The organism is Chitinimonas arctica (assembly GCF_007431345.1).
In the GTDB taxonomy this organism is placed as follows: domain Bacteria; phylum Pseudomonadota; class Gammaproteobacteria; order Burkholderiales; family Chitinimonadaceae; genus Chitinimonas; species Chitinimonas arctica.
This window is the reverse complement of the sequence record NZ_CP041730.1, coordinates 3,856,934-3,880,576: the sequence shown is the minus strand read 5'-3', so window position 1 is coordinate 3,880,576 and position 23,643 is coordinate 3,856,934. Positions and strand designations below refer to the sequence as shown.

Here is a 23,643-nt window from a genome sequence, read left to right as displayed (position 1 = left end):
GCATACCCAGGCTGGCCTTATGTTCGAGCGCATCAATAAAACGCTGATCTGCAGCGTGGTTTTCCTCGATATCGTCGAATATTCGCGGCAGCCCGTCACCACCCAGATGCTTCTGAAGGAAGCATTCAACGGCCTATTGTCCACCGCCCTGCACGATATCGCGGTGAACGACCGCATCATCATCGATACCGGCGACGGCGCCGCCATCTGCTTCCTGGGCGACCCGGAAGATGCCTTGTTCGTTGCCATCAGCCTGCGCGACGCGGTACACCAGCCCAGCCAGACCGAGCAGACCCCATTCGAAGTGCGCATCGGCATCAATCTCGGCCCCGCCAAGCTGGTCAAGGACATCAACGGCCGCCCCAATCTGCTGGGCGATGGCATCAATGCCGCCGAGCGCATCATGAGCTTTGCCGCGCCGGGCTATATCCTGGTCTCGCGTTCCTACTACGAAGTGGTATCGCGCCTGTCGGAAGAGTACGCCCAGCTATTGCAATACCACGGCTCGCACACCGACAAGCATGTGCGGGAACACGAGGTCTACCAGGTGGGTTTCGGCGAACTGGCCCGCCGCGTCACCCAGCCCGATATGCCCCGCCGCGCCAGTCCCGGCAGCCCCTCGCATAATCGGCATGCGCTGAACCGGCGCCAGCTACGCGTGGCCGGCCTGGCCGGCGCCCTCTTGCTGGTGGGCGGCTGGTGGCTGCTGCCGGTGGAGGAACCGATCCTGACCTTTCCGCCGCTCAAGCAGGCCACCCCGCCCAGCCCAGCGCCGATGAGTACCGCTGCGCCCATCATCGCCAGTTCCAACGTGGAGACCGGCCCCGCAGGTGGGATCAGCGCCCTGCCCGCACCCGTGCCGGCGCCCCTACCCAGCGAAATAACGGCCAGCAAGCCTGATCCCGCCCCGGTGAGGCACACGGCATCGGCACGTCAGACGACGCCTACGCCTATTGCGACACCGACCGAAGCGGCCACGCCACGGCCCAGCCAGGTGGTGGCACGCGTCCCCTCAAGCAGTACATCGTCCAGCAAGACCGAACGGCACCCCGTGCGGGCCGCCACGCCCGCCCCGACGGAACAGGTCCGACCACCCGCTGCGCCCTGCCCGCAGTTCGAGTGCTGGCCTAATGGGCGGCCGAAGCGGGATCGTTGAGGCGGCAAGTGTCAGATTCATGTCCAAGTTTCACCAGAATGTTTAAATTGGAGGAAATTCGACAGAACTTCATTTTCCTGCGGTCGCGGCACTTCAGAACGATCAAAATCGTCATCGGGGTTTGATCCGGCTGTGGGTACAGCAGCTGACTTCATGTTTGTATTTACGCCTGGCTCGAAATCGCTGACATCATCATTATCATCATCGTACGAAATCCGATAGTAGTCCTCAGAGTTCATGCCCAGCGCTGACCCTATAACATTAAGCACGCGTGATGCCTGTTCACCGCATTTAAATATCTGGTTCAGCGCATACTGAAATACACCCTTATTGCTCTTGCCCACATCGATATTGGTTTCGGTCTCTAGATTCGCCGATTTGCTCAGCTGTATATCTGTCGCACCGGTGGCAAACTGCTGCTTAGGCACTCCATCTTTATCAGCACTTCGGCTCTTGTCATTATTGAAAATACTTTCATACGCACTTTTTAACGGGGCAGCAATAGTTTTAGCCACGGAAATCAAACTATCCCCTATCTTGCCAACTTGTTCACTGACAGTGCGGGAAAAGCAACTAGTGCCCGTCTGACTCGTCATTCCGATATTTGAAGTAGGCTCCATACTTCCCTCTCATTTTAAGCAAGTTCATCACGATGTGCGGCGGTTTCATCGACAGACGTAATCCGCAACAACCCTGGGAAGTAGTATGTCGAAATCGATATACGCATTCTTTCGAAATTTGCCTTCTTATAATATTTTCGAAAATTCGTCGCGCTTTTGTATATCCACCCAGACAAGCGCACCCGTTTGCAGTGGCCCCGCCTCCACGGGCAGGCATGACTTGCCCACCCAGCTACCCACCAGGCTAAAATCCCCCTCCTTCCCGCCGCCTTACCGGCACCACTTCCACCGCGACGAAACGCTTCAGAGCCCTACCCATGAACATCCTGCTGTTGCTGCTGGTTACCCTGGTATGGGGTACCACCTTCCCCCTGCTCAAATCCGCCGCCGCCACCCTGAGCGGGGTGGAGATTTCGGCCATCCGTTTTCTGATCGCTGCGGTGTGCATGCTGCCGTTCGCCTGGCGGGCGCCGCGCCAGACCTGGCGCGACGGTGCCCTGCTGGGAGCGTTTGCGCTGGTTTCCTATGTGGCGCAGGCTTTTGGCCTGGAACATATCTCGTCCAACCGCAGTGCCTTTCTCACCAGCTTGAATGTATTGATGGTGCCGTTTATCGGCGTGCTGCTGGGCGGTCGGCTGGCGCTGCCCATGGTGCTGGCCTCGGTGGTGGCGTGTGCGGGTATCGGGCTGATGTCGTGGGAAGGCGGCGGCAATCTGCTGGGCGATGGCGCCACCTTGCTGTGTGCCTTGGCCTACGCCTTGTATGTGATCGTGCTGTCGCAGCGCAGCGCCCGGCACGACTCGCGCCAGCTGGCGGCTACCCAGATATTGCTGATGGCGGGTTTTGCGTCGGTGTGGGTCGGCGGCATGGGGATCGGTGGTGATAGCCTGACGACCTTGCCGGCGCGGCTAATGCCGCACCTCGGGCCCTTGCTTTACCTGGGACTGGTGGCCACGGCCGGCATGTTGCTGCTGCAAGCGGTGGCGCAGCGCCATGTTCCGGCCGACAAGGCTGCGGTGATCTATGCCATGGAGCCGGTTTTCGCCGCCCTGTTCGCCTGGGTATTGCTGAACGAGACCTTGGGACTGCGGGCCGCCCTGGGGGGCGCGATGGTGGTGGTGGCGGTGATCGTCAGCGAACTCAAGCCGGCCGAATCGCCGGTTCCCGCCAAGTAGCGCACCGGCCTACTGCGCGGTCCAGCCGCCATCGATGCTCCAGGCCACGCCGCGTACCTGGCTGGCGGCCGGGCTGCAAAGAAACAGCACCAGTTGGCCGATCTGCTCGGGCGTGACGAATTCGTGCGAAGGCTGTTTTTCCGCCAACAGCGCGCGCTGGGCCTGGGCCGTGGCGATGCCTTCCGCTTGCGCCCTCGCCTCGATCTGCTTTTCCACCAGGGGAGTACGCACCCAGCCGGGGCAGATGGCATTGCAGGTGATGTCGGTTTCGGCCAGCTCCAGCGCCGCGACCTTGGTCAGGCCGATCAGGCCGTGCTTGGCGGCGACATAGGCCGATTTGCCGGTCGAGCCGACCAGGCCATGCGCCGAGGCGATATTGATGATGCGCCCCCAGCCGCGGGCGCGCATGGCGGGGATCGCCAGTCGGCTGGTATGGAAGGCGGCCGATAGATTGATGGCCAGTATCGCGTCCCACTTTTCTGGGGCGAAATCCTCGATCTTGGCGATATGCTGGATGCCGGCATTGTTGACCAGGATGTCCAGGCCGCCGAACTCGGCCTGGACATAGGCCATCATGGCGGCGATCTGTTCCGGCTTCCCCAGATCCGCGTCGTGGTAGCGCAATGCGACCGCCTCCGCCGAGACCCGCTCCGAAGCCTGCGCGACTTCCCCAAAGCCGTTGAGGACGATATTCGCACCCTGCCGCGCCAGTTCCAGGGCAACGCCCAGACCGATGCCACTGGTGGAGCCGGTTACCAAGGCGGTCTTTCCAGTGAGTGTCTTCATCGCAAGCCTCTCTCGCCCAAACCATTTGCACAGCAGCTTCCATGCCAGCTACCGGCGGGCCGGATGCCGCCATGTGTAAACAAGTACTTGGCTGCGAGACTTCAACCGCACCCCGCCGCGAGCGTGACGCAGCAGTGCCGACCTGTCCGCCCGGCCGGACAGTCCGACGGTAGGCCCGCCGTTCATCCCGCCCGGCAACAGGTCATCGCGCCAGGGTCTGGATGCAATACCGATAGGCGTATCCTGCCGCGCTTCGCTATCCTTCCGGTCTTTGAACGAGATGAAACTGTTCGCCATGGCTACCGCCACGCTGCTATCGCTCTCCGTCCTTGCCGTCGAACCACCCGTCGCCGCCCGCCAGCCCAAGAAGCTGACCATGCACGGCGAGACCCGGGTGGACGACTACTTTTGGCTGCGCAACAAGCGCAGCCCCGCCACCATCGCCTACCTGCAGGCCGAAAACGCCTACGCGGAAAGCCTCACCGCCCCCCTCAAGCCCTTCGAAAACAAGCTGTTCGAGGAGATGAAGGCCCGCATCAAGGAAGACGACAGTTCGGTGCCTTACAAGCTGGCCGGGTTTTATTATTACTCGCGCTTCGAGATCGGCCAGCAATACCCCATCCTGTGCCGCAAGCCCATCGCCGCCGATGGCAGCTGGGAAGCCTCGGCCGAGCAGGTATTGCTGGATGTGAATGCCCTCGCCCGCGGCAAGCGCTTTATGGAGATCGGCGAGTTCGAGATCAGCCCGGACGGCAAGCTGCTGGCCTACTCGACCGACTCCAGCGGATTTCGCCAGTACCAGCTACGCATCAAGGACCTGGCCAGCGGCAAGCTGCTGCCGTTCAAGCGCGAGCGGGTCACCTCGGTCGCCTGGGCCATGGACAATGCGACCGTGTTCTTCAGTACGGAGGACCAGCAGACCAAGCGTTCGAACCAGTTGTGGCGCCACAAGCTGGGCGACGCGGCCGACCGCCTGGTGCACGAGGAGAAGGACGAGCGCTTCGGCCTGGACGTGCATCTGAGCCGCAGCGAAGGCTATCTGTTCGAGCAGGTCGGTAGCCATACCAGTACCGAGATCCGCTATCTGAAGGCCGATGCGCCGAACGACAAATGGCGGGTCCTGGCCCGCCGCCGTACCGATATCCAGTACAGCGCCGAGCATAGGGACGATGCCTTCTACCTGCGCATCAACGATACCGGCCGGAATTACCGGCTGGTAAAGGTACCGGTGGCCGATCCTGCGCGGCAGAACTGGACCGAGCTGCTGCCCGAACGGGCCGACGTCATGCTGGAGAGCACCGATCTGTTCAAGCATTTCATGGTGCGCCACGAACGGGTGAATGGCCTGCACCAGTTGGTGATCACCGATCTACGCACCCAACAGAGCCACCAGGTCGCCTTCGACGAGCCGGCCTACAGCCTGGGTACCGAGGCCAATGCCGAGTGGGACAGCACGGTCTATCGCTACGGCTACGAGTCGATGACCACGCCGGATACCACCTACGACTACGATATGGTCAGCCGCCAGCAGGTGCTGAAAAAACGCCGGCCGGTGCTGGGCACTTTCGACCCGGCCAACTATGTCACCGAGCGCGTCTGGGCCCAGGCCCGCGACGGCGTACAAGTGCCCATCTCGCTGGTCTATCGCAAAGGCCTGCAGCGTGACGGCAAGGCGCCCTTGTGGCTGGACGGCTATGGCTCGTATGGCCTGCCCAACGATGTCTATTTTTCCTCGCAGCGGCTGTCCTTGCTGGACCGGGGCGTGATCTTCGCGGTAGCGCATATTCGCGGCGGCGGCGACCTGGGCGAGAAATGGCACGATGCCGGCAAGATGAAGGTCAAACAGAACACCTTCAACGATTTCATCGACAGCGCCGAATTCCTGATCGCGCAGGGCTATACCAGTTCCGCGCGTCTGGTGGTCGAAGGCGGCAGCGCCGGTGGCTTGCTGATGGGCGCAATCAGCAATATGCGGCCCGACCTGTTCAAGGTGGTGGTCTCGGACGTGCCCTTCGTGGACGTGCTCAGTTCCATGCTGGATGCCAGCCTGCCGCTGACCGTCGGCGAGTACGAGGAATGGGGCAATCCCAACAAGCCCAGTGAATACAAGTGGATGCGTGCCTATTCGCCCTACGACAACCTGGGCGCCAAGGCCTACCCGACCATGCTGGTCAAGACCTCGCTGAACGATTCCCAGGTGATGTATTGGGAGCCGGCCAAGTATGTGGCCAAGCTGCGGGCGCTCAAGACCGACAGTAATCCGCTGCTGCTGGTCACCAATATGGGCGCGGGGCACGGCGGTGCCAGCGGCCGCTTCGATCGCATCCGCGAAACGGCCTTCGACTACGCCTTTGTATTGAGCCAGCTGGGGATAAAGCAGGAATAGACGGGTTGAACGAAATACGGCGGTGGAGAATTTCCACCGCCGCATCCGGACAGACAGTATTGCTTCAGCGTCCTGGCATTACCTGGCAACAGGCAATTTCTTGTTGTAATCGGCCATACGCAGCCAGTACATGATCCAGAACACCAGTGCCGGTATCCAGGCGATCAGATTCAGGAACGGAATCATGCAGGCCACGCTGGAGGCCACCATGCCGATGGCCAGGTTCATCGCGCCGTCGTCCTGCTGGCCCGCGTCGGCATATTCCTTCTTGATCGCGCTCGACATCAGGCAGACATAGACCATGTGCCAGACACTGCCCAGCACGGGGATGAAACTCAGCCAGATCAAGGCGCCCTCGAAGGGACGGTTGGCTGGGCTCAGCTTGTTCATGGTCCTGTGCAGGGTCAGGCAATAGAATATCGCCGGGATCAGGGCAACCACCAGGACCCCGATAAAGAGCAAACCCATCCCTGCGAACATTCCTGCTGCTTGTGCGTCGTTCATCTTATTGCCACTCCTCGATTATGTGATAGTTGCGACCAGGCGCGAACGCCGCAATATAAGCCATGCGGCGGCCACGCACCCAGCCATGACGATCGTCATTAATGCCGAAGCGTGGCGTGCAGCTTAAGGCTCCAGGAATATATCCTTATAGGCCACATAGATGGTCGTGTAAAACATCGGCATCAGCACCAGCCACCCCAGCAACAGCGGAATCGTGGCGATGATGGCCAAAACGATATAGACCAGCGAGAAGACCAGGAAGGGCATGATGTTTTTCAGGCCGCCGCGCAGGCTTTGTTTCATGGCGTTAAACGCGTCAAGACCATGAAATATCACCAGGGCGGGCGCGAACCAGGCGGCCATCGAAATCGGGATGATCAGCAACATCGCGACCAGCACCACTAGCAGCATGCCCAGGCCAGCGCCGGTCCATAGCGCTTCGCTACCGGCTCCCGAAGTGAAGGCGGACGTCAGGCCGGCGCTACCTATCACGATAAAAGCCAGGATCCCGCAGACGATCATCACGACAGCCATGTAAAGCAGCGTGAACAAGCCCACCAGCACCAACTGCCCGACATTCTGCTTGAAACCGGCGAACAGATGCTCGATCTCCAGGTCGTCGCCGCGCTCCAGGGCCAGGCAGCCCAGCATCATGCCGCCGATAAACACGGGCATCAGCAAATTCACGCCCAGGCTGCCGGCGAATGGAATGATGCTCATCACCATCAACATCAACATCATGAGGACCACGTTGGCGATCCAGATCCAGGGCGATTGCTTGAACAGCTGAAAACCGCTGCCAAACCAGGCCAGACCCTGTCCCGCCGCCACGGCCCTGCCGCCGTCCAGCAAACGGCCTTCCATCTCGTGCGTCTTGTCCAGCCAGCCGTCCGCCTTGGCAAAGGGATCCTTACCGGGTGGCGTTTGATCTGCTTGCATGCCTAAAACCTCGATGTATTTGCGGCCGGCACCACGCCGGCCACGCGCTTGCATAGTAACAGGCGGCCGGCGCCTGGCCGATTGTCGGCGCGGCGCCGGCCAGGCGGAATCAGTAACGGAATCCGCCGTCGTTCTGGCTGCCGCTGCCGCCGCAGGCTGGTGTGACGGCTTCGCGGTTGCCGTTGCTGCCGGGCTGATTGCTTTCCCAAATGGCACTACTACCGTTCCAGATGACGTATTTGTACTGGATGGCGCTAGCCGGCGGCAATTGCGCCGTGCCGCTCCAGACGGTATTGCCGCCGCTGCCTTGTGCAGTCAGTTTGAAGCCCTGGACCGGCGACCAATTACCCAAGCCCGCCTGATCGCCTACCAGTTGGACGACCTGGCCAGCCGCGACGTTGGCGGCAATGCGGAAGGTCACCGGCACGCTGCCGCAGCCGCCACCGGCACGGGACCAGACCGCATACTGATCGCCCGAAGCGCGCAAGGTCCAACCCGCGCCGGGGCTCCAGCCGTTCGGCCCGATCTTCATGGCCAGCTTGCCGTCTATCACCGCCGCATATAGCCCTTGCTCGGCCCGCTGGATGGCCACCGCCGAGGTCGAGACGATGCCCTGCTCGCGGCGCAGGGCCAGCAGCGTGCGGATGGGGTCCTTCAGCCCCCAGTTGTAGACATGGGGATAGTAGAGGCTGGGGATGCCCGGATGGGTCAGTACATAGGCGTAGCCCTGCATGACCTTGTCGCAGGGAACGGGCCAGTGGTTTTGGCCTGCTCCGCAGCTTTCCGATGGTCCGGTGTCATGGTTATCGACAAAGGTCACCATCTTCTGGGCCCACCAGCCAATGCCGCCGGCCGGCTTGCCGCTGCCGTCGCGCAGCCGGCCATACTCGTTGTAGGCCAGCGCCTGGTTGAGCAGGCCCTTGCTGGTGAAATCGAATGCGGCGCAGCGGCCGCCCGTGCCGTCCACATAGTTCACCAGTTGCTGGCGGTGGGCATCCACCCGATTGAAGTCCAGGTCGGTCCAGACCTCCCCCACGCAGAAGGCGGGATTCATGGCGTCGTGGTAAGTAGCGGCGTAGCTGGGCGCATACCCTTTCGAGTAGTCGTAGCGGATGCCGCTGAAGCCGACGCCTCCGAGCCGGTTGGCCAACCAGGCTTTCAGGTCGCGCTGGACGAAAGCCTGGCTATGGTCGATATCGCGCGCTGCAGCGTAACCATCGCCGGAATCGGCATTGCCGCATCTGCCGGCCCACTCGTCGCCATTGACCACCGCGCGGCAATCCCAGCCGGGATTGCTGAAGTCGCCCCAGCCCTTGCTGCCGATGCGATGATTGATCACCACGTCGGCCACGCTTTGTATGCCTTGTGCGGACAAGGCCGCCACGGCACTGCGCAATTGCGCTTCGTTGCCGTAGGCGGAGTCGAGCTTGTCCAATTGGCGGGGTAGATAGCCTTCCGGCGATCCTGCATCGGATACGGGCGGAAACCAGACGTGGGTCACCCCCAGGGCCTTCAGGTCGGCCGCCTTGGCGTGCAGGTCGGCATACCAGGCGCCGTTGGCGGAATGCCAGTGGAAGCCCTGGAACAGCACGGCGCTACTGGCCTTGGCCTGTTCGGTAGCGGCATGGCCGGGTAAGGCGGCGGCGAGCGCCGTGGCCAGCAGGCCGGTGCGTAAGAATCGTTGCAGCATGGTGTCATCACTCCGAATCGTTGTTTTTATCAGCTTGGCTAGCGGCTAGTTGGGCACGACGCAGACCACCGCCGTTCTGGGGGGCAGCCTGAAGCTGCCGCCGTTATTGCAGGCACTTGCAGCCGCATCGCGCAGGCGCTGGTCCGCTGCCGTTGCCGCCGCTTGCACGGGGTGCAGGCGGTAAGCCTTGCCGGCTTCGCCGGGCAGGCTGAGGGTCCGCTCGACCTTGTCCACATTGATGAAGTACAGCAGTTCGCGGAAATTCGCCCCTTCCGCGCATAGTCCGCCATCGAGATGTCCAGCCACGACGGTGGCCACCTGGCTGGAGCCGGTATTCAGGAACCGCAGGCAGCGTTTGATCTCTTCGGCGCTGCGCAGGCGGAACAAGGCCGAGCTGGTGCGTATCGCCAGCAGGTCGCGGAAGGCATCGCGGGCATAGCCGATTTCGGACGCGGTCGGCTTGATGGCCGGATTGCTCAGCAAGGGCTTGAGCACGGCATAGTTGGCGCCGTTATCGTCCTTGCCCGGCGCACCGCTACCGAAATAATTGTCCTGGTAGCGCCAGTCGAGCCGATTGAACCAATCGCCGGCATTGAAGCTGTTCCGGTCCATGGACTTGGAGCGCAGCGTATCGATACCGGCGTGGAAATACCCCACCCCCTGGCTGAAGCTGGTCAGGGCGGCGCCCAGCATCTGCACCCGGGCCCGGTCCAACCGGCTGGTACCGAGCGGCAGCTTGTAGGCGTTGATATCGAACAGGGTCTGGTTGTCGTGGTTTTCCACGTAATTGACCACCTCCTGCGGTTGCGCCACATAGCCGACCGGCTGGCCACCGTAGTCGAGCGCCGCCAGCGGCTTGCTTTCATCCTGGCCGGTGGTCAGTACGAAACCGCGGATAGAGCCGGCCAGGCCGGCCTTGATCACATCGCCGGCCCATAACAGCTTGGCGCGGCTGCTATCGCCGCCCGCACCGTTGTCGTCATAGAACAGGCCATTGAGATAGCCCTGGTTCCGCACCAGATCGGTACCGCCGTCGAAAGGGCCGCCGCCCCGCGCATAGTCGCGGGCACGGTCGCTGAAGGTGGCGATGCCGCTGCCGTTCAAGGACAGCTGCGAGGCCTGTTCAAAGCGGGCACCATCGGCGACTTCGCCGAAATTCCAGCCCTCCCCCACCAGGTGGATACGCCGGCCGGCCACGGCATCGACGGCGGTCCGCAGCCGCTCCATGACGGCACGAGGCTGATGGGCCATCAAGTCGAAGCGGAAGGAGTCGATGTGGTAATGGCGCGTCCAGCTCTTCACCGAATCGATCATCAGCTTGGCCATCATCGTGTTTTCGGTCGCGGTGTTGGCGCAGCAGGTGGAGGTTTCGACCTCGCCGGCGGCATTGAGACGCTGGTAATAACCCGGCACCAAACGATCCAGCACCGACTGGGCGTGCTGGCCGGCGGCGCTGGTGTGGTTGTACACCACATCCATCCCCACCCGTAGCCCGGCTTGGTGCAGCGCTTGTACCATGCGGCGGAATTCGACGATGCGCTTGGCGCCGTCGGCTGCGTCCGAGGCGTAACTGCCCTCCGGCGCGCTGTAGTGATAAGGATCGTAACCCCAGTTGTAGCAATCGGCCTCCCGCAACGCCGCCACGGCGGCCTGCTGCGTTTCGCTGTCGGCCGCGGCATCGGCAATGGCCGGCGACCGGCAGCCGGCCTCCGGCACCGTGGCCAGATCAAATACCGGCATCAGGTGTATATCGGTCAAACCGGCTTTGGCCAGGGCCGACAAATGGCGCATCCCATCGCTGTTCTCCGTAAATGCCAGGTACTTGCCGCGATTGGCCGGCGACACGCTGCCGTCATTGGCGGAGAAATCCCTGACATGCAGCTCATAGATCGACATATCGACCTGATCGGGCGCGGTGGCAGGAGTACGGTCGCCATCCCAGCCGGCTGGCTTCAAGGCGGCCGACTCCAGCGCGGCGACGTAGCTACGTTTGGAGTCGGTAGTCAGGCTGATGGAATAGGGATCGGTGACCCGGTTCCGCACGACACCCACTCCACGGACAAACACTTCCGCCAGGTAGTTGTAATAGCTACCGGACAAGTCGCCGGCCTTGGCCAGGGTCCAGATACCGGAGACCGCATCGCGTTGCATGGGCTCGACCGCGCTGGCCTTGCCCGAACCGCTGTCGTAACGGCAGACGCTGACTTTTTGCGCCGTCGGCGCCCACAATTTGAACTGGGTACGGCCCTCGGCCACGGCCACGCCCAAGGACGCCTCGGCGGCAGCGGCGGCAAACTGATCGTCCAGCGCGCCAGCCAACTGTGCGGTGGTGGCATTCCTGACCTTGCCGGCCGCGTCCTCTTGCACCAGTACCAGCTGGTCGGCGTGCAAAGCAGCCAGCTTGGCCTGGTCATCCGCCTGCACGGTCAGAACCACACCGGGTGCGACGAATTTGAAGCGCTTGGCTACCTCGGCCGGGACCGATCCGCCCGCGAGCAGCGTCAGTGCACCATCGGCGCCGCTCACCGCGCTTTCCTTGGCGACCTGCAACTGGCCGCGCCGGGAATAGTAGAGCTTGAAAACACCGCCGCCATCGACCCGGGGCCACTGCAACAGCGAGCGGCTGAGCCAATAGGCGCGCGCATCGCTGCTGCTGACGCTGCGGTTGTCCGGCGCGGCGAGATGGACGGCCGCATCCTCCTGCACCAGCCAGATGTCCCCTACGCCCTCCTTGATGCTCAGGCTGGCGTAATCCACCTTGATATTGTCGCTGCGGCCGTCCTTGTTGGCCGTCCCGCCGTTCGGATTGGCCGCCGTGCCGTGGATGATGAATTCGATGGATTTGCGGGCGGCATCCAGTTTGGGATTGAGCACCGGGATATCGAACACCACCTCGCCCGCACCCTGGCGATAGGCAGGCATGGCGTCGAAGCGCGCCGGCTTGTCCCAATCTCCGGTCGCTACGCCCGGCAGGCGGGCGGCATCCAGACCGTTCCACAGGTGCAGGCCCCAATTGGCATAGTGGCCGTCGTAGCGCTGGTAGTGGACCCGCAAGGTATGGATATCCAGGGGAGCGCGATGAAGGGGATTGCTACGGTACTGGGTGGCATCGCCGGCCAGCTTCCATATCTCCGTGCCCGCGCTCAAGGACCAGTGCTGCTGCTCGTCGGTACCGGACTTGCCCGGCCAGGCCGAGGGCTCGCGACTACCGTCGCTGCCGTGCAGGATAAAGTTGAACGCGGCTGCCGCTACCGGCACATCCCAATAGGGTCCATAGCCGTCGCTGCCGCTGGACACCCCGCCTGGCCAGGCGCCCAGGCCATCCCCCGGTGCGTTGTAGGCATAGACGCGCCAGCCCTCGTAACGACCGTCGTTGCGATGGTAATGGATACGTACCGTGCTTTTGCCTATCGGCACGCTAGGCGCGGCCGGCACGGCGGACAGCACTTGCCGGACCTCGCTGCTGTCGCAGGCGGCCAGCTCGGCGGCGGCGTTGGGAGAGGGTGTCGGTGGGTTCGTTTCGCTTGTGCCGTCGCAGGCACAAAGCAGGCAGCTGGCCGCCAGCGCTGCGCCGAAAAGGCGCAGGCGGGCCCAGCGGCCGAGGTCGCTAGGTTGTTTCATTGCTGTTCACTCCGATTATGACGCCCATTCGGGCGAGTTTTTTTGTGTACCGGCGCGGCGAACTTGTAGTCTGGGCAGCCCGAACTACCTGGCTCGCCGGCTCGGTCAATGATTACTGGATGAAGCGGCGCGCTCCGTCAATAGCCCATTCGGTACAAGCGTCGCCGTCCTTGCTGCATCGGCCGTTGGCGGGAAGGGATAAATGCTGCGGAGGACAAGCAATGCAAAACGCCATTGCGAATGGCAATGGCGTTTTACGTAATTAGCCTATCAGGCTGTACTTACTTTTAAAGTGGGCGGATATCCAGCTTTTCGAATAGCTGGCGATCCCGGTCCGCTTCCGGATTGCCGGTGGTCAGCAATTTATCGCCGTAGAAGATGGAATTGGCACCCGCGAGAAAGCACATGGCCTGGACCGCTTCGGGCATTTGCTGGCGTCCCGCCGACAAGCGCACGAAGCTGCCCGGCATGGTGATACGCGCGACCGCGATGGTGCGGACGAATTCGCTCCAGTCCAGCGCTTCGCTGCCCGCCAAGGGCGTACCTTCTACCTGGACCAGATTATTGATGGGGACCGATTCCGGTTGCGGATCCAGGTTGGCCAGCTGCGCCAGCAAACCGGCCCGCTCCAGGCGAGTCTCGCCCATGCCGACGATGCCGCCGCAGCAGACATTGACGCCGGCTTCACGCACTTGGCGCAGCGTATCGAGCCGCTCGTCATAACCGCGGGTGCCGACGATGTCCTGGTACTTTTCCGGCGCGGTATCGAGGTTGTGGTTGTAGTAGTCCAGCCCCGCATCCTTCAGCTCGTCGGCCATGCCCTGCTTGAGCATGCCCAAGGTAGCGCAGGTTTCCAGCCCCAGCGCCTTGACCCCGGCGATCATCTGCTTTACCTCGGCCAGATCGCGCTGCTTGGGCCCGCGCCAGGCAGCCCCCATGCAAAAACGCGAAGCCCCCGCCGCCTTGGCCGCCTCGGCCGCCGCCAGCACTTCCGTCAGCGGCAGCAAGTCCTGGCTGGTGACACCGGTGTCGTAGCGCACCGACTGCGGACAATAGCCGCAATCCTCCGGACAACCGCCGGTCTTGATCGACAGCAGCGTGGACAACTGCACCTTGCTGGCATCGAAATGCGCCCGGTGCACGGTTTGCGCCTGGAACATCAAGTCGTTGAATGGCAAGGCGAACAGCTCCGCCACGGCCTCGACCGTCCAGTTGTCCGTTTCGGCATGCGGCACCATCTTTTTATGGAAGGCCACAGGTTGGGAAGCGAGGGCTTGGGTCATGGCTTATACGCGGACGGGTTGGGAATGGTGCGGATTCTTGGCTGCGGGGGGCGAGTTGTCAAATTTTAGCGGGGATTTTTTTGACTGCTGTGTAAGGGATGGGCTATGCGCGGTAGAACTGTTAGCTAACGTAGAAGTTGAATTTCTGTAGCGACAAGGTGAATTTTTCATGAGCCATAAGCTGAAGTCGGTTCCGAGCCTTTGCTACCAATCCCCGGGCAACTTACCCCCGTCGTCCGTCCAAATCCACACTGAGCCAACGGAGTGGGCGATAATGACTGCTCAGGTGCCCTACGCACTCCGAGCCTATACTCCCTCTCCCTGATCGAGACGCAAACACCGTCATGAGGCTCCAATGAAGAAAATTACTCCACAAGCCGCTTACGGGAAAGCCGTTGACAACGTGCTCGCCACCCTTCGTATTGAACACCTCAGGCCCAGCCCCGTTGTCGAGCAAGGCTTGCGGGATTGCGTTGCCGGAAAAGACACCACCGAACACGTTCTTAAGGGGGTGATCCAGCGCCATGTCACGCTACGACGGGTCTGACCACTACAGTTATCCCGGCACGAGCATCCTGATCAACAAAGCGGGCTTCCAGGATCAGGAATCGCTCGACGCATTTGAGGCGGACGCGACGGCGGTACGGTTGTTGGAGTTAATCGACCGGCCTATCTTGGGTCAATTTGATCTCGCCCACCTGAAGGCCATACATCGCCATATTTTCCAGGACGTCTATGAATGGGCAGGCGAATTACGCACCGTGGATATTAAAAAAGGAAATAGTTCTTTTGCAAGCTGGGTGCTGATCGAGCGCTATCTAGACGGAAAGCTTGCTGGCATAGCTAAGGAAGATCGCCTGAAGGCACTGGCGCCACAGCCGTTTTTTGCTCGCCTTGCCCATTACATGGCCGAGATTAATGCAACACACCCCTTCCGCGAGGGCAACGGTCGCGCCCAACGAGCTTTCTGTGCACAACTAGCTGAGGAAGCCGGGTATTTCGTGAATTTCAATGAGCTTGCGCCAGTAGAAATGGTTCGGGTGATGATCGAAAGCTTTAATGGCGACGAAGCACCGTTAGCCCGGGTATTGGAACGCATTACCGCTCTCATCCAACCGGACGAGTAGAACGCGGATAGTGGATAGCGCAGAGTTTGCAAAGAATCGATGAACAAAATTCTTGTATCGCTGATACAAGAATCGCCCCCCGGCACGGCTCACAAAATTCCTGGCACGTCCTGAGTAACTACCGGTTATCCCGACGGTCTTCACCTCGGAGAGCACTTTAGTTACCATCCACCCCGGCAACTTCAATTGCCAAATAATTCCAACGTTAGATATCACTTAAAGACCATGCGAACCACTGTCGCCATTCTATCCGTCGCTGGCCGGAAAGCTCCTCGGAATCGAGCCCGTCTCCATAAATGTAGTCAGATCGGTAATGCCGAACATATCGACCAAGTGCATAGCGGTGGCGCTGCTGCTGCCGTCGCGGCCGGCATCGTGCCGTACTCCGCCAATGCCATTTCGGCACACTGCCTGGAACCCATAGGTTAAAGCAGTGTGCCGAATCGGCAATTCAGGGCTGTCTCAGCCAACGACATCTATCTGTCTACTTGGAAAATGACAACGATGCCATGTTAGCCCTGGCGCCGATGATGCGCTTATGTCGTTGATCCAAACGGGATACCGAGTTGTCAACCCATGCGGCCACCAGGTCATCCTTGATTACCGCCAAGGCGGCTCCGCTATAAAACATTCCCAGTCTGGAATCGTTATCTCGCGGTTCGCTGCTTACGAAATACCTTTGACCAGCCTTGAGCTGACCATCGATACCGACAGGTTTAACATAAATGCCAGCGCCATTTATTTCATTCGAGTACGGCCCAGCGGGCCACGCGAGTACCACGCCCTGCTTGACACTAATCAGTGCAGGCGGCTGCTTCGGCGCTTGATTCGATTCAATGGCAATCGCACCCGTCGTTGCATCTCCATCCATCAATGTCCCTTGCGGGGAAACCCGCGTAGCGTAAATATCCATGATCAATGGCAAAAAATTCGTCGGCAGCGACTGATAGTTTCTTCTATCTTGCCATGCAACAACGAAATTCGAACCATCAAACACGACTTTCGGATTGATCTGCATGTCTGGCGCGGTGGATATGGCGATGGGATTGCTATCCAAGACATTGCCGTCCATGCTTATACGAACGCCTAGCACGTCTTCGCACCCCATGTCGCAACGGCCAGGCGAGCGCTCTCCGCTGGCGAATGTAACGAGATAGGCTCCTGCACCGTAAGCAACGGAATAGCTTTGCACCATAGAATTGGTAGGACGGATAAGAATGTCGCTCTTTACGATCTTTCCATCGGGCGAAATAATCGTCCCATAAATTCCGGTCGATCTCTCATCCGCACCGGGAACATCGCTTTCCAATTTGTAGACAATAAGATAATTATTGCCATCGAATGCCATTACCGGGTTTCGGCGGCGAATAGTATACGCACTGCCTCGATCCGCCAGAGGCACGCCAGCGCTTTCTATTACTTGCCCGTCGGACTGGAATCTCTGAAATAGAACGTTATAAGACGAATTATAAGCGACCACATATTTCCCGGCGCCAAAAATCAGCGCAGCTTGGCCGCAACCCCATGAACACTCAATGGTTGTCTGGCCAAGAGATGAAAAATCACCTCCCAGCCGAGCCACGGAAATCGACTGCTTATACGGATAGGCATCGGCTTCACGTGTTGCAGCCAGCATATATTCATGCCCGTTGGATGCAATGGCTGGCTGAGCAAGTACCTGCTCATAATCGGAATTATTGGTTCCTATATCGTCCAGCAAGATTTGGGGGAATTTGAACCCCGCATTTTTCCCATTGATATCGTATGCCTTCAGCTCGCGCGTGCTTACGTCTTCCGACGGCAACCCGACATCGTCCGTATTGACCTGCTTAACAAGGCCGATGCCGCCGGCGAACCAGCGAACTCTGGTCGATATGGATGAAAAGGCTGTACCGCTTTTACTTAGGTGCGTAGTGTATTTTGTATGCGTTGTGATTTTAACGGCATGCTCGAAGCTTCCTGCTTCCGTGACAATATTTTCGTATCCATCAAAGCTTGCAGACTGCTCAATATCCGCAAGCTCCCTCTTTCCATCCCCGTCAATGTCATAGTGAAATACCAAACCGGTCTTTTTGAAGGTTTGCCAAGCATCCCCCTGTTTTGCGGAGAAATTGATATCCAACACCATATCATGCTGGTTTGCCCACGATGCCACTTGTACCGGCGCGATTATACCATTGCCGGATTTTTGCAGCGTGTATTCAGTTGCCACGGAATCTACGCTGACACGCTCCCGGATTTTGACTTCGCTCAAAGCACCCGACACCTGGAGACCAGCAACTTTCGTTTCGACATGATGTGTTTTTTTAGTCGGCGAATTGCTATTATTCGTCTCCCAATATATCCAAGCAGAATCCTGAATGATTGGGAAATAATTACCCGCATCATTTGTATTCCATCCAAGCGGGGTGCTGGGTGCGGCACCTTGGCCATTTTCATTCGCCCCGCCGCCACCGCATGCGACCAGAAAAACCGGGGCGAGCAATATGCTGCCAACTGACTTGCTAAATTTCATTGAGTTATCCGAATAACTGGTAGATTACTTGAAATGACGACCGGCAAGACAGAATCAACTCTGGTGAGTTAATAGTGTGAGAGTATCAACGCGTATGCACCTGTTGACTTCTTTGACTTTTAACAAGCCGGCCAATCTGCTGATTGACAATATATCGAGCCTTCTCGATTGTAGTGGAATTACAAAAATACGTCTATTTATTTCGATGAATTAGTGGCCAGGCAATGCTCGGCCAAAGTTGGCTATTTGCACAGCACGGTCTTGCAGCGTTCTATAAGAAAACCGTCGCACTGAATTGCTGTTGGATTGAAACCAATCACAAACCTCGTCATGAGGCTCCAATGAAGAGAAGCACTCCAGAAGCCGCCTAGGGCACAAGCCTAGCCCGCTTGTCGAGCAAGGTTTACGAGACTACGTTGCCGGCAGAGACACCATTGAACACGTACTGGAAAGGGCGATGCAGCGCCATGTCAGGCTACGGCGGGTCACACCGGCCAAGCCAAAGCGAGCGACATGACTTAAGCTGGACGCTTCCTCACACTGCTTCCTGACCATGACCTCTGACCGCACCTTGCTTGGCGCTGGCTTGCTGCTACTGGTGTTTCTTGTAACGTCTGGAATCCAGCCATTCGAGCGGTCCACCTGGTTTATGGAGGTGGCACCGGTGATCATCGCACTGCCAATACTGGCTGGCACCTATAGGCGCTTCCCTTTGACGCCGCTTTTGTACACGCTGGTCTTTGTCCATGCCCTCATCCTGATTGTGGGCGGCATCTATACCTATGCCCGCGTGCCAGTGGGTTTCTGGGTACAGGACTGGTTGTCGTTGTCCCGTAACCCTTACGACAAGCTCGGGCATTTCGCGCAGGGCTTGGTTCCTGCTTTGCTGGCGCGGGAGGTGTTGCTACGTGGCGGACACGTTTCAGGGCGGAAGATGGCGGGCTTTCTGGCTATTTGTGTCGCCATGGCAGTCAGCGCCTGGTATGAGCTTGTGGAGTGGGCTGCCGCGCTGATGATGGGGCAAGGTGCGGAAGAGTTCCTGGGAACCCAGGGAGATATATGGGATACCCAGTCAGATATGTTTTGTGCTTGGCTAGGGAGCTTGGTGAGCTGCGTCCTATTGGCCGGTTGGCATGATAGGCAGATGAAGAGAATGCCCTCCCGGGGCTTGTCGCAGCGGGGCTAGATTGATGTCTCCCTAAGTCTTGAGCATGGCACGCACCATCGTCCTGGCCTATCGGTTATCCTAGCGGGCTTCGCCACGTTGCCATAGCTGTGGCGCCCCGCCCTCCCGTTGAACGGGTTCAGCCCACCTCGGCGCCCTGCTGCATCATCCAGGCGGGTAAGCATTGGCCCATAGGAACTTGCCTGATGAGATAACGTCTCCCCTCAGTCCATTTTCCCCGATTAACAAATCCCGCTCCAATTGATTATGAACACTAAATTGTTTTTAATGGGTTCGCTATTGGCAACCTTGACACTCCCTGCGGTTGCGGAAGGCGAATTGCCAAAAATCGAGGCTTTCTTTAGCAATCCTCGGCTGGACCAACCCGTTCTATCGCCAAGCGGTAGACACCTCGCGGTACGCGTGCGTAACCAAAACGGGCGCATGGCGCTGGGGGTATTCGATACCGACAATTTCAATAAAAAATCCGGTGCCGTGCTGCGGCCTGTCGTTATTGCGACGTATGCCAATCTCGACGTAAGCAATGTCCATTGGGTCAATGACGATCGCCTTAGCTATGATTTCGAAGATTCCAAGGACGACACCAATATCATCCCCGGCAGCGTTTTCGCCGTTAATCGCGATGGTAGCCAGCGCACGCAATTGATGAGCAAGGACTACAAATACAAACAGGATGCTACCGGCAGCCGAATCAGAGACAGTGTCTTGCCTTGGGACTACGACTATTACCAGTCATTGCATGATGGCTCGGACGATATCATCGTCGAAAAAAATACCTATAGCGGGAGAGATTATTCGGTCACCGCATCGCGCCTCTATCGTCTGAATACGAAAACCCGTGCATTGACGGATGTCGTCGAGGCTGGCTTTCCTGCGAACATAGTAAGTTGGGTGCTCGATACCGACGGAATTCCCGCGCTTGGTGTCGCAAGGGATAAAGGGGTGACGACCTACCATCGCTACGACAAGGCCGGCAAGACATGGAGCAAGCTGGCGGAATTCAAGACTTACTCTTTCAGCGGCTACAGGCCTGAGTTTGTCGATTTCGATGGCAAGCTGTATACATCCCAGTCCGGCAAAGACGGTTTTGCCGCCCTGTACCGCTTCCTTGACAAGAGCGCGGCACTCGAAGAAGCACCCTGGATGAAGGTCGCCGGATTCGATGCCGCCGGTTCGCCGATGCTCGATCACAAAGCAAGACAATTGCTGGGAATCGAATATCAGGCCGATGCCTACTCCACCTATTGGCGCCATCCCACGATGAAGGCCATGCAGGAACGCATCGATGCCAAACTGACCAGCACCAGCAATACGCTCTCCTGCGGCGACTGTCTGAGCAGCCCTGTCGTCCTGGTAACCGCACGCTCGGACAAGCAGCCCGCCGTGTTTTTCCTGTACCGTCCTGCCACGGACGAATACTTTCAGCTAGGCAGGCAATATCCCGATATCGATGCGCGGCTGATGGGTAGCCGCGACTTCGTACGCTTCGCCGCGCGAGACGGTTTGTCTATTCCGATGTACATCACCAAGCCGGCAGGGCAGGAAAAAGGCCCCTTGCCCACCGTCGTGCTCGTGCATGGCGGACCTTATGTACGCGGTAGCTCGTGGGAATGGGAAGCCGAAGCACAATTTCTGGCATCGCGCGGTTATTTAGTGCTTCAACCGGAATTCCGCGGCAGTACCGGATATGGCAGCGCCCTGTTCAAAGCAGGTTGGAAACAATGGGGCCAAGCCATGCAGGACGATCTGGCCGACGCCGCGAAATGGGCGGTGGCGCAAGGCCTGGCGGATAACAAGCGCATCGCCATTGCCGGCGCCAGCTATGGTGGCTATGCCACCCTGATGGGGATGATCAAACACCCGGACATCTACCGCTGCGGATTCGAGTGGGTAGGCGTGTCGGACATCAATCTGATGTACGACGACAGCTGGAGCGACGCCACCAACAACTGGCTCAAATACGCCATGCCTGAAATGGTTGCGGACCAGAAACGCGACGCTGCCCTCATCAAGGAATACTCTCCGCTCGAACAGGCCCATCGCCTCAAGCAACCGCTGCTGATGGCATACGGCGAGGACGACCGCCGAGTGCCCTTGTCCCATGGCGCCAAATTCCATGATGCCGTGAAAGCGCATAACGCCCAGGTGGATTATGTGGTTTATAGCGGTGAAGGGCACGGCTGGTATTTGGAGAAGACCCGGTTCGACTTCTGGCGTAAGGTCGAGTCCTTCCTCGAACGAAACCTGAAACCGGCACCCTGATATCGCGCCGGCCTTACCCTGCTCGGCTCTCCGTAAGATGGCAATGGATGCACCCGCTGAGAGCGGAAACACCACGCCGGCCCAAAGCCGGCGCGGTATTTCAAGCCTAAGCGCTAGCCCTTGGCTTCCATGTCATGGACGCCAACCATCCAGCTCACGCCAAAACGATCCTTCAGCATCCCGAAGCACGGCGACCAGAAGGTTTTTTCCAGTGGCATCACCACCTGCCCGCCTTCCGCCAGTGCATCGAACTGGCGGTGCGCGGCGGCGGCATCCGGCAAGTCCAGCGATAGGGAGAAGCCTTGGAAAGCAGACTGCTTGACGTCGTCCTTGCACTCGCCATCGGTCATCATCACCGTGCTTTCGCCGATACGCAGCGAGGCGTGCATGATCTTGTTCTCCATCCCCGGCGGCAGCTGCGGCATCGGTTCCGGGCTATCGCTGTTGCGCATCATCATCTCCACCTCGGCGCCCAGTGCCTTGCGGTAGAAATTGATCGCTTCCTCGCAACGTCCGTTAAAGAATAAATAAGATTGGATTTGCATGTTTCCTCCTTGTTTATACGGTCACGGCTTGAACTTCGGCCAAGGTGCATTGTGGGACGCGAGCACGAGAAGCGCCAGCCCTGCAACCTAGCCGCCAACCGGCTCGAATCGCTCTCCCTTGAACACCCGCGTCGGACTGCCGCGCTCCACCTGGTAATGCAGCAAACGCCGCCCGGCGCGTTGGGCGTCGTGCAATTCTTGTGCCCTGCCGGCCAGCCGGTGGGCGATCAACAGCTCGGCCAGGCGTTTGTTGGCGTGCTGGCTACGCTCGGTCTGGACCTTCACGCTGATGCCGGTGGCGAGATGGGTGGCACGTACGGCCGATTCCGTTTTATTGACGTGCTGCCCACCCGGCCCGGAGGAACGGGTGGTTTCGAAGCGGATGGCGCCGGCTAGATCGGCTGCCGGCGCGGCGCAGCTGGCCACGCCGATAAACCAGTTCTTGCGCGGATGGCGCGGCCGGTAGGGGCTGGCGCAGGTCCATTGGATGGTCCCTTCCCAGGCTTGCGCCAGACGACCCGCCTGTTCGCCGGACAATCCCAGCAGCACCGAGCGAAAAGTGCCCGCCCGCGCGCCGGCTTCCTGCTCGACCAGGGTGACTTCGACCGCCATGCCGGCGGCTTCCCGCTGGAGTTGCCGCAAGGCGCCGGCCACCGCCAGGCAGCACTCCTCCGGCCCTTGGGCGGAGCTGATCTGCAATAGCCTCATTCGCAGCACTCCCCACGCGTCTTGTAGGTGAGGACCGGCCGCAGCCGGGCGACCAGGCGGATGAGGCCGGCCTGTTGCAGGGTGGCGACGATGCTGTCGATCGGCTTGTAGGCTTCCGGCGCTTCTTCATAGATCAAGCGGCGGTCCTGGCAGATCACATGGCTGCCCAGCTGGGTGCGGCTGAGCTGCGCCAGGGTGTAGCGCTTGCTCAGCCTGTCCTTGCACTCGCTGCGCATCCATTTGCGTCCTGCGCCATGGGCCAGCGAATGCAGGCTTTCGTCGCTGGGCACCGGGCTGACCAGATAGCTGAAATCGCCGCGCGAGCCGGGTATCACCACCAGGCCGGCATCGGCCGGGGTGGCGCCCTTGCGGTGCAGCCAGCCGGTTTCTCCGTGCCGGACATGGGGAAGAACCATATTGTGGTGAATATCCAGCAACCATTGGCCGTCGGTGCGCAGGCGGTCGAGGATGCGGCGGGCGATCAATTCGCGGTTCGCTTCGGCAAAGCGCAAGGCTTGGCCATGCCTGGCAAGATAGTCCTCGGCCGCGGGGCTGCCATGCTCAAGGCCGGCGTGGCTGTGCTGGTCCACGTGCTCGCGCAGGATGGCTTGCCCCAGTCCGCGCGAACCGCTGTGTACCAGCAGGAGCAGCCGCTTCTTCTGTACTTGCAGGGAATCCAGCGTCGCGGCGTCGTATACCTCGTCGATGCGCTGCAGTTCGGCGAAATGATTGCCGCCGCCGATGGTGCCCAGGGCGCCGTGAAAGCCGCTGCCCGCCGGTGCCAGGCGGGAGACCAGCGATTGCCATTCCGGCTCAAGCGGCCCGTCGATATTGCCGAGGCGCTTTTCCAGTTTGTCCACGCTGCTCTTGGCGACGTCCAGGCCGGTCTGCCACAAGGCCATGCCGCAGCCGATATCGCCGCCTATCAGGGCGGGATAGAGCCGCCCGGTGGAAAAGAAGGCCGCGCCGACCGGGTAGCCACGGCCGGGATGCAGGTCCGGCATGCCGGCCACATGGCGCATGCCGGCCATTTGTTTACTGTTTTGAAGTTGTTGGACCGCGTCGCCTTCGATCCAGGTGTCGTCCGAGGCGATCAGGGTGACGCCTTCGGCCATCTTATGAATGTGGTTGCCCATGGGA

Annotated in this window: 18 protein-coding genes; 7 read left to right on the top strand and 11 right to left on the bottom strand. The window is 59.9% G+C overall.

Annotation, left to right across the window (positions count from 1 at the left end; all coding sequences use genetic code 11):
- Positions 1–19: 19 nt before the first annotated feature.
- Entirely contained in the window at positions 20–1,156 is a 1,137-nt protein-coding gene (locus tag FNU76_RS17690) for an adenylate/guanylate cyclase domain-containing protein (RefSeq protein WP_144279416.1), read from the top strand.
- Between the two features lie 17 nt (positions 1,157–1,173).
- Here the strand turns inward: FNU76_RS17690 and FNU76_RS17685 are convergent, their stop codons facing one another.
- Entirely contained in the window at positions 1,174–1,776 is a 603-nt protein-coding gene (locus tag FNU76_RS17685) for a hypothetical protein (RefSeq protein ID WP_144279415.1), read from the bottom strand.
- A 317-nt stretch (positions 1,777–2,093) separates the two neighbouring features.
- Between FNU76_RS17685 and FNU76_RS17680 the strand changes: the two genes are divergently transcribed.
- On the top strand, positions 2,094–2,951 hold the full coding sequence (locus FNU76_RS17680; protein WP_144279414.1) for a DMT family transporter: 858 nt from the start codon (positions 2,094–2,096) through the stop codon (positions 2,949–2,951).
- Positions 2,952–2,960: 9 nt separating this feature from the next.
- Here FNU76_RS17680 and FNU76_RS17675 read toward each other — a convergent pair whose 3' ends face one another.
- Positions 2,961–3,737: a 3-hydroxybutyrate dehydrogenase gene (locus FNU76_RS17675; RefSeq protein WP_144279413.1), complete on the bottom strand. Its 777-nt coding sequence runs from the start codon at positions 3,735–3,737 to the stop codon at positions 2,961–2,963.
- A 280-nt stretch (positions 3,738–4,017) separates the two neighbouring features.
- Here FNU76_RS17675 and FNU76_RS17670 point away from each other — a divergent pair, with 280 nt between their 5' ends.
- Positions 4,018–6,123 (top strand): S9 family peptidase, encoded by a 2,106-nt coding sequence (locus FNU76_RS17670; protein ID WP_223879075.1) that lies wholly within the window; start codon positions 4,018–4,020, stop codon positions 6,121–6,123.
- Positions 6,124–6,201: 78 nt separating this feature from the next.
- Here FNU76_RS17670 and FNU76_RS17665 read toward each other — a convergent pair whose 3' ends face one another.
- From FNU76_RS17665 to bioB, 5 genes are all read right to left on the bottom strand, one after another.
- Positions 6,202–6,627, bottom strand: coding sequence for a hypothetical protein (locus FNU76_RS17665; protein ID WP_144279412.1), 426 nt, complete (start codon positions 6,625–6,627; stop codon positions 6,202–6,204).
- 123 nt (positions 6,628–6,750) lie between these two features.
- Complete coding sequence (locus FNU76_RS17660; RefSeq protein ID WP_144279411.1) at positions 6,751–7,566, bottom strand: BPSS1780 family membrane protein; 816 nt, start codon at positions 7,564–7,566, stop codon at positions 6,751–6,753.
- A 109-nt stretch (positions 7,567–7,675) separates the two neighbouring features.
- Positions 7,676–9,256, bottom strand: coding sequence for an alpha-amylase C-terminal beta-sheet domain-containing protein (locus FNU76_RS17655; protein WP_179958166.1), 1,581 nt, complete (start codon positions 9,254–9,256; stop codon positions 7,676–7,678).
- Between the two features lie 45 nt (positions 9,257–9,301).
- Positions 9,302–12,877: a pullulanase-type alpha-1,6-glucosidase gene (gene pulA / locus FNU76_RS17650; protein ID WP_144279410.1), complete on the bottom strand. Its 3,576-nt coding sequence runs from the start codon at positions 12,875–12,877 to the stop codon at positions 9,302–9,304.
- A 287-nt stretch (positions 12,878–13,164) separates the two neighbouring features.
- Positions 13,165–14,160 carry a biotin synthase BioB gene (bioB, locus tag FNU76_RS17645; RefSeq protein ID WP_144279409.1) on the bottom strand — a complete coding sequence of 332 codons (996 nt, stop codon included), beginning with the start codon at positions 14,158–14,160 and terminating at the stop codon, positions 13,165–13,167.
- 355 nt (positions 14,161–14,515) lie between these two features.
- On the opposite strand from bioB, the gene FNU76_RS17640 reads away from it, so the two are divergent.
- Together FNU76_RS17640 and FNU76_RS17635 are read left to right on the top strand one after the other, a co-directional pair.
- Positions 14,516–14,707, top strand: coding sequence for an antitoxin VbhA family protein (locus FNU76_RS17640; RefSeq protein ID WP_144279408.1), 192 nt, complete (start codon positions 14,516–14,518; stop codon positions 14,705–14,707).
- On the top strand, positions 14,685–15,287 hold the full coding sequence (locus FNU76_RS17635) for a Fic/DOC family protein (RefSeq protein WP_144279407.1): 603 nt from the start codon (positions 14,685–14,687) through the stop codon (positions 15,285–15,287). The genes FNU76_RS17640 and FNU76_RS17635 overlap by 23 nt, the downstream gene beginning before the upstream one ends.
- A gap of 484 nt (positions 15,288–15,771) precedes the next feature.
- Here FNU76_RS17635 and FNU76_RS17630 read toward each other — a convergent pair whose 3' ends face one another.
- On the bottom strand, positions 15,772–17,802 hold the full coding sequence (locus FNU76_RS17630; RefSeq protein ID WP_144279406.1) for a hypothetical protein: 2,031 nt from the start codon (positions 17,800–17,802) through the stop codon (positions 15,772–15,774).
- Between the two features lie 553 nt (positions 17,803–18,355).
- On the opposite strand from FNU76_RS17630, the gene FNU76_RS17625 reads away from it, so the two are divergent.
- Both FNU76_RS17625 and FNU76_RS17620 read left to right on the top strand, forming a co-directional pair.
- Positions 18,356–18,988 (top strand): DUF2238 domain-containing protein, encoded by a 633-nt coding sequence (locus tag FNU76_RS17625; RefSeq protein ID WP_179958165.1) that lies wholly within the window; start codon positions 18,356–18,358, stop codon positions 18,986–18,988.
- Between the two features lie 402 nt (positions 18,989–19,390).
- Complete coding sequence (locus FNU76_RS17620; RefSeq protein WP_179958164.1) at positions 19,391–21,250, top strand: alpha/beta hydrolase family protein; 1,860 nt, start codon at positions 19,391–19,393, stop codon at positions 21,248–21,250.
- A gap of 113 nt (positions 21,251–21,363) precedes the next feature.
- Here FNU76_RS17620 and FNU76_RS17615 read toward each other — a convergent pair whose 3' ends face one another.
- The 3 genes from FNU76_RS17615 to FNU76_RS17605 all read right to left on the bottom strand — a co-directional run bounded on the left by FNU76_RS17615 (position 21,364) and on the right by FNU76_RS17605 (position 23,639).
- A complete protein-coding gene (locus FNU76_RS17615; RefSeq protein WP_144279403.1) occupies positions 21,364–21,795 on the bottom strand; it encodes a VOC family protein in 432 nt (143 codons plus the stop codon).
- 87 nt (positions 21,796–21,882) lie between these two features.
- Entirely contained in the window at positions 21,883–22,503 is a 621-nt protein-coding gene (gene prfH / locus FNU76_RS17610; protein WP_144279402.1) for a peptide chain release factor H, read from the bottom strand.
- On the bottom strand, positions 22,500–23,639 hold the full coding sequence (locus FNU76_RS17605) for an RNA ligase RtcB family protein (protein WP_144279401.1): 1,140 nt from the start codon (positions 23,637–23,639) through the stop codon (positions 22,500–22,502). Before FNU76_RS17605 ends, prfH begins: the two co-directional genes overlap by 4 nt.
- Positions 23,640–23,643 lie beyond the last annotated feature (4 nt).

Excerpts from the sequence above, each read along its gene's own strand:
- FNU76_RS17690 (WP_144279416.1), top strand. The coding sequence starts at position 20 with ATGTTCGAGCGCATCAATAAAACGCTGATCTGCAGCGTGGTTTTCCTC.
- FNU76_RS17685 (WP_144279415.1), bottom strand. The coding sequence starts at position 1,776 with ATGGAGCCTACTTCAAATATCGGAATGACGAGTCAGACGGGCACTAGT.
- FNU76_RS17680 (WP_144279414.1), top strand. The coding sequence starts at position 2,094 with ATGAACATCCTGCTGTTGCTGCTGGTTACCCTGGTATGGGGTACCACC.
- FNU76_RS17675 (WP_144279413.1), bottom strand. The coding sequence starts at position 3,737 with ATGAAGACACTCACTGGAAAGACCGCCTTGGTAACCGGCTCCACCAGT.
- FNU76_RS17670 (WP_223879075.1), top strand. The coding sequence starts at position 4,018 with ATGAAACTGTTCGCCATGGCTACCGCCACGCTGCTATCGCTCTCCGTC.
- FNU76_RS17665 (WP_144279412.1), bottom strand. The coding sequence starts at position 6,627 with ATGAACGACGCACAAGCAGCAGGAATGTTCGCAGGGATGGGTTTGCTC.
- FNU76_RS17660 (WP_144279411.1), bottom strand. The coding sequence starts at position 7,566 with ATGCAAGCAGATCAAACGCCACCCGGTAAGGATCCCTTTGCCAAGGCG.
- FNU76_RS17655 (WP_179958166.1), bottom strand. The coding sequence starts at position 9,256 with ATGCTGCAACGATTCTTACGCACCGGCCTGCTGGCCACGGCGCTCGCC.
- pulA (WP_144279410.1), bottom strand. The coding sequence starts at position 12,877 with ATGAAACAACCTAGCGACCTCGGCCGCTGGGCCCGCCTGCGCCTTTTC.
- bioB (WP_144279409.1), bottom strand. The coding sequence starts at position 14,160 with ATGACCCAAGCCCTCGCTTCCCAACCTGTGGCCTTCCATAAAAAGATG.
- FNU76_RS17640 (WP_144279408.1), top strand. The coding sequence starts at position 14,516 with ATGAAGAAAATTACTCCACAAGCCGCTTACGGGAAAGCCGTTGACAAC.
- FNU76_RS17635 (WP_144279407.1), top strand. The coding sequence starts at position 14,685 with ATGTCACGCTACGACGGGTCTGACCACTACAGTTATCCCGGCACGAGC.
- FNU76_RS17630 (WP_144279406.1), bottom strand. The coding sequence starts at position 17,802 with ATGAAATTTAGCAAGTCAGTTGGCAGCATATTGCTCGCCCCGGTTTTT.
- FNU76_RS17625 (WP_179958165.1), top strand. The coding sequence starts at position 18,356 with ATGACCTCTGACCGCACCTTGCTTGGCGCTGGCTTGCTGCTACTGGTG.
- FNU76_RS17615 (WP_144279403.1), bottom strand. The coding sequence starts at position 21,795 with ATGCAAATCCAATCTTATTTATTCTTTAACGGACGTTGCGAGGAAGCG.
- prfH (WP_144279402.1), bottom strand. The coding sequence starts at position 22,503 with ATGAGGCTATTGCAGATCAGCTCCGCCCAAGGGCCGGAGGAGTGCTGC.
- FNU76_RS17605 (WP_144279401.1), bottom strand. The coding sequence starts at position 23,639 with ATGGGCAACCACATTCATAAGATGGCCGAAGGCGTCACCCTGATCGCC.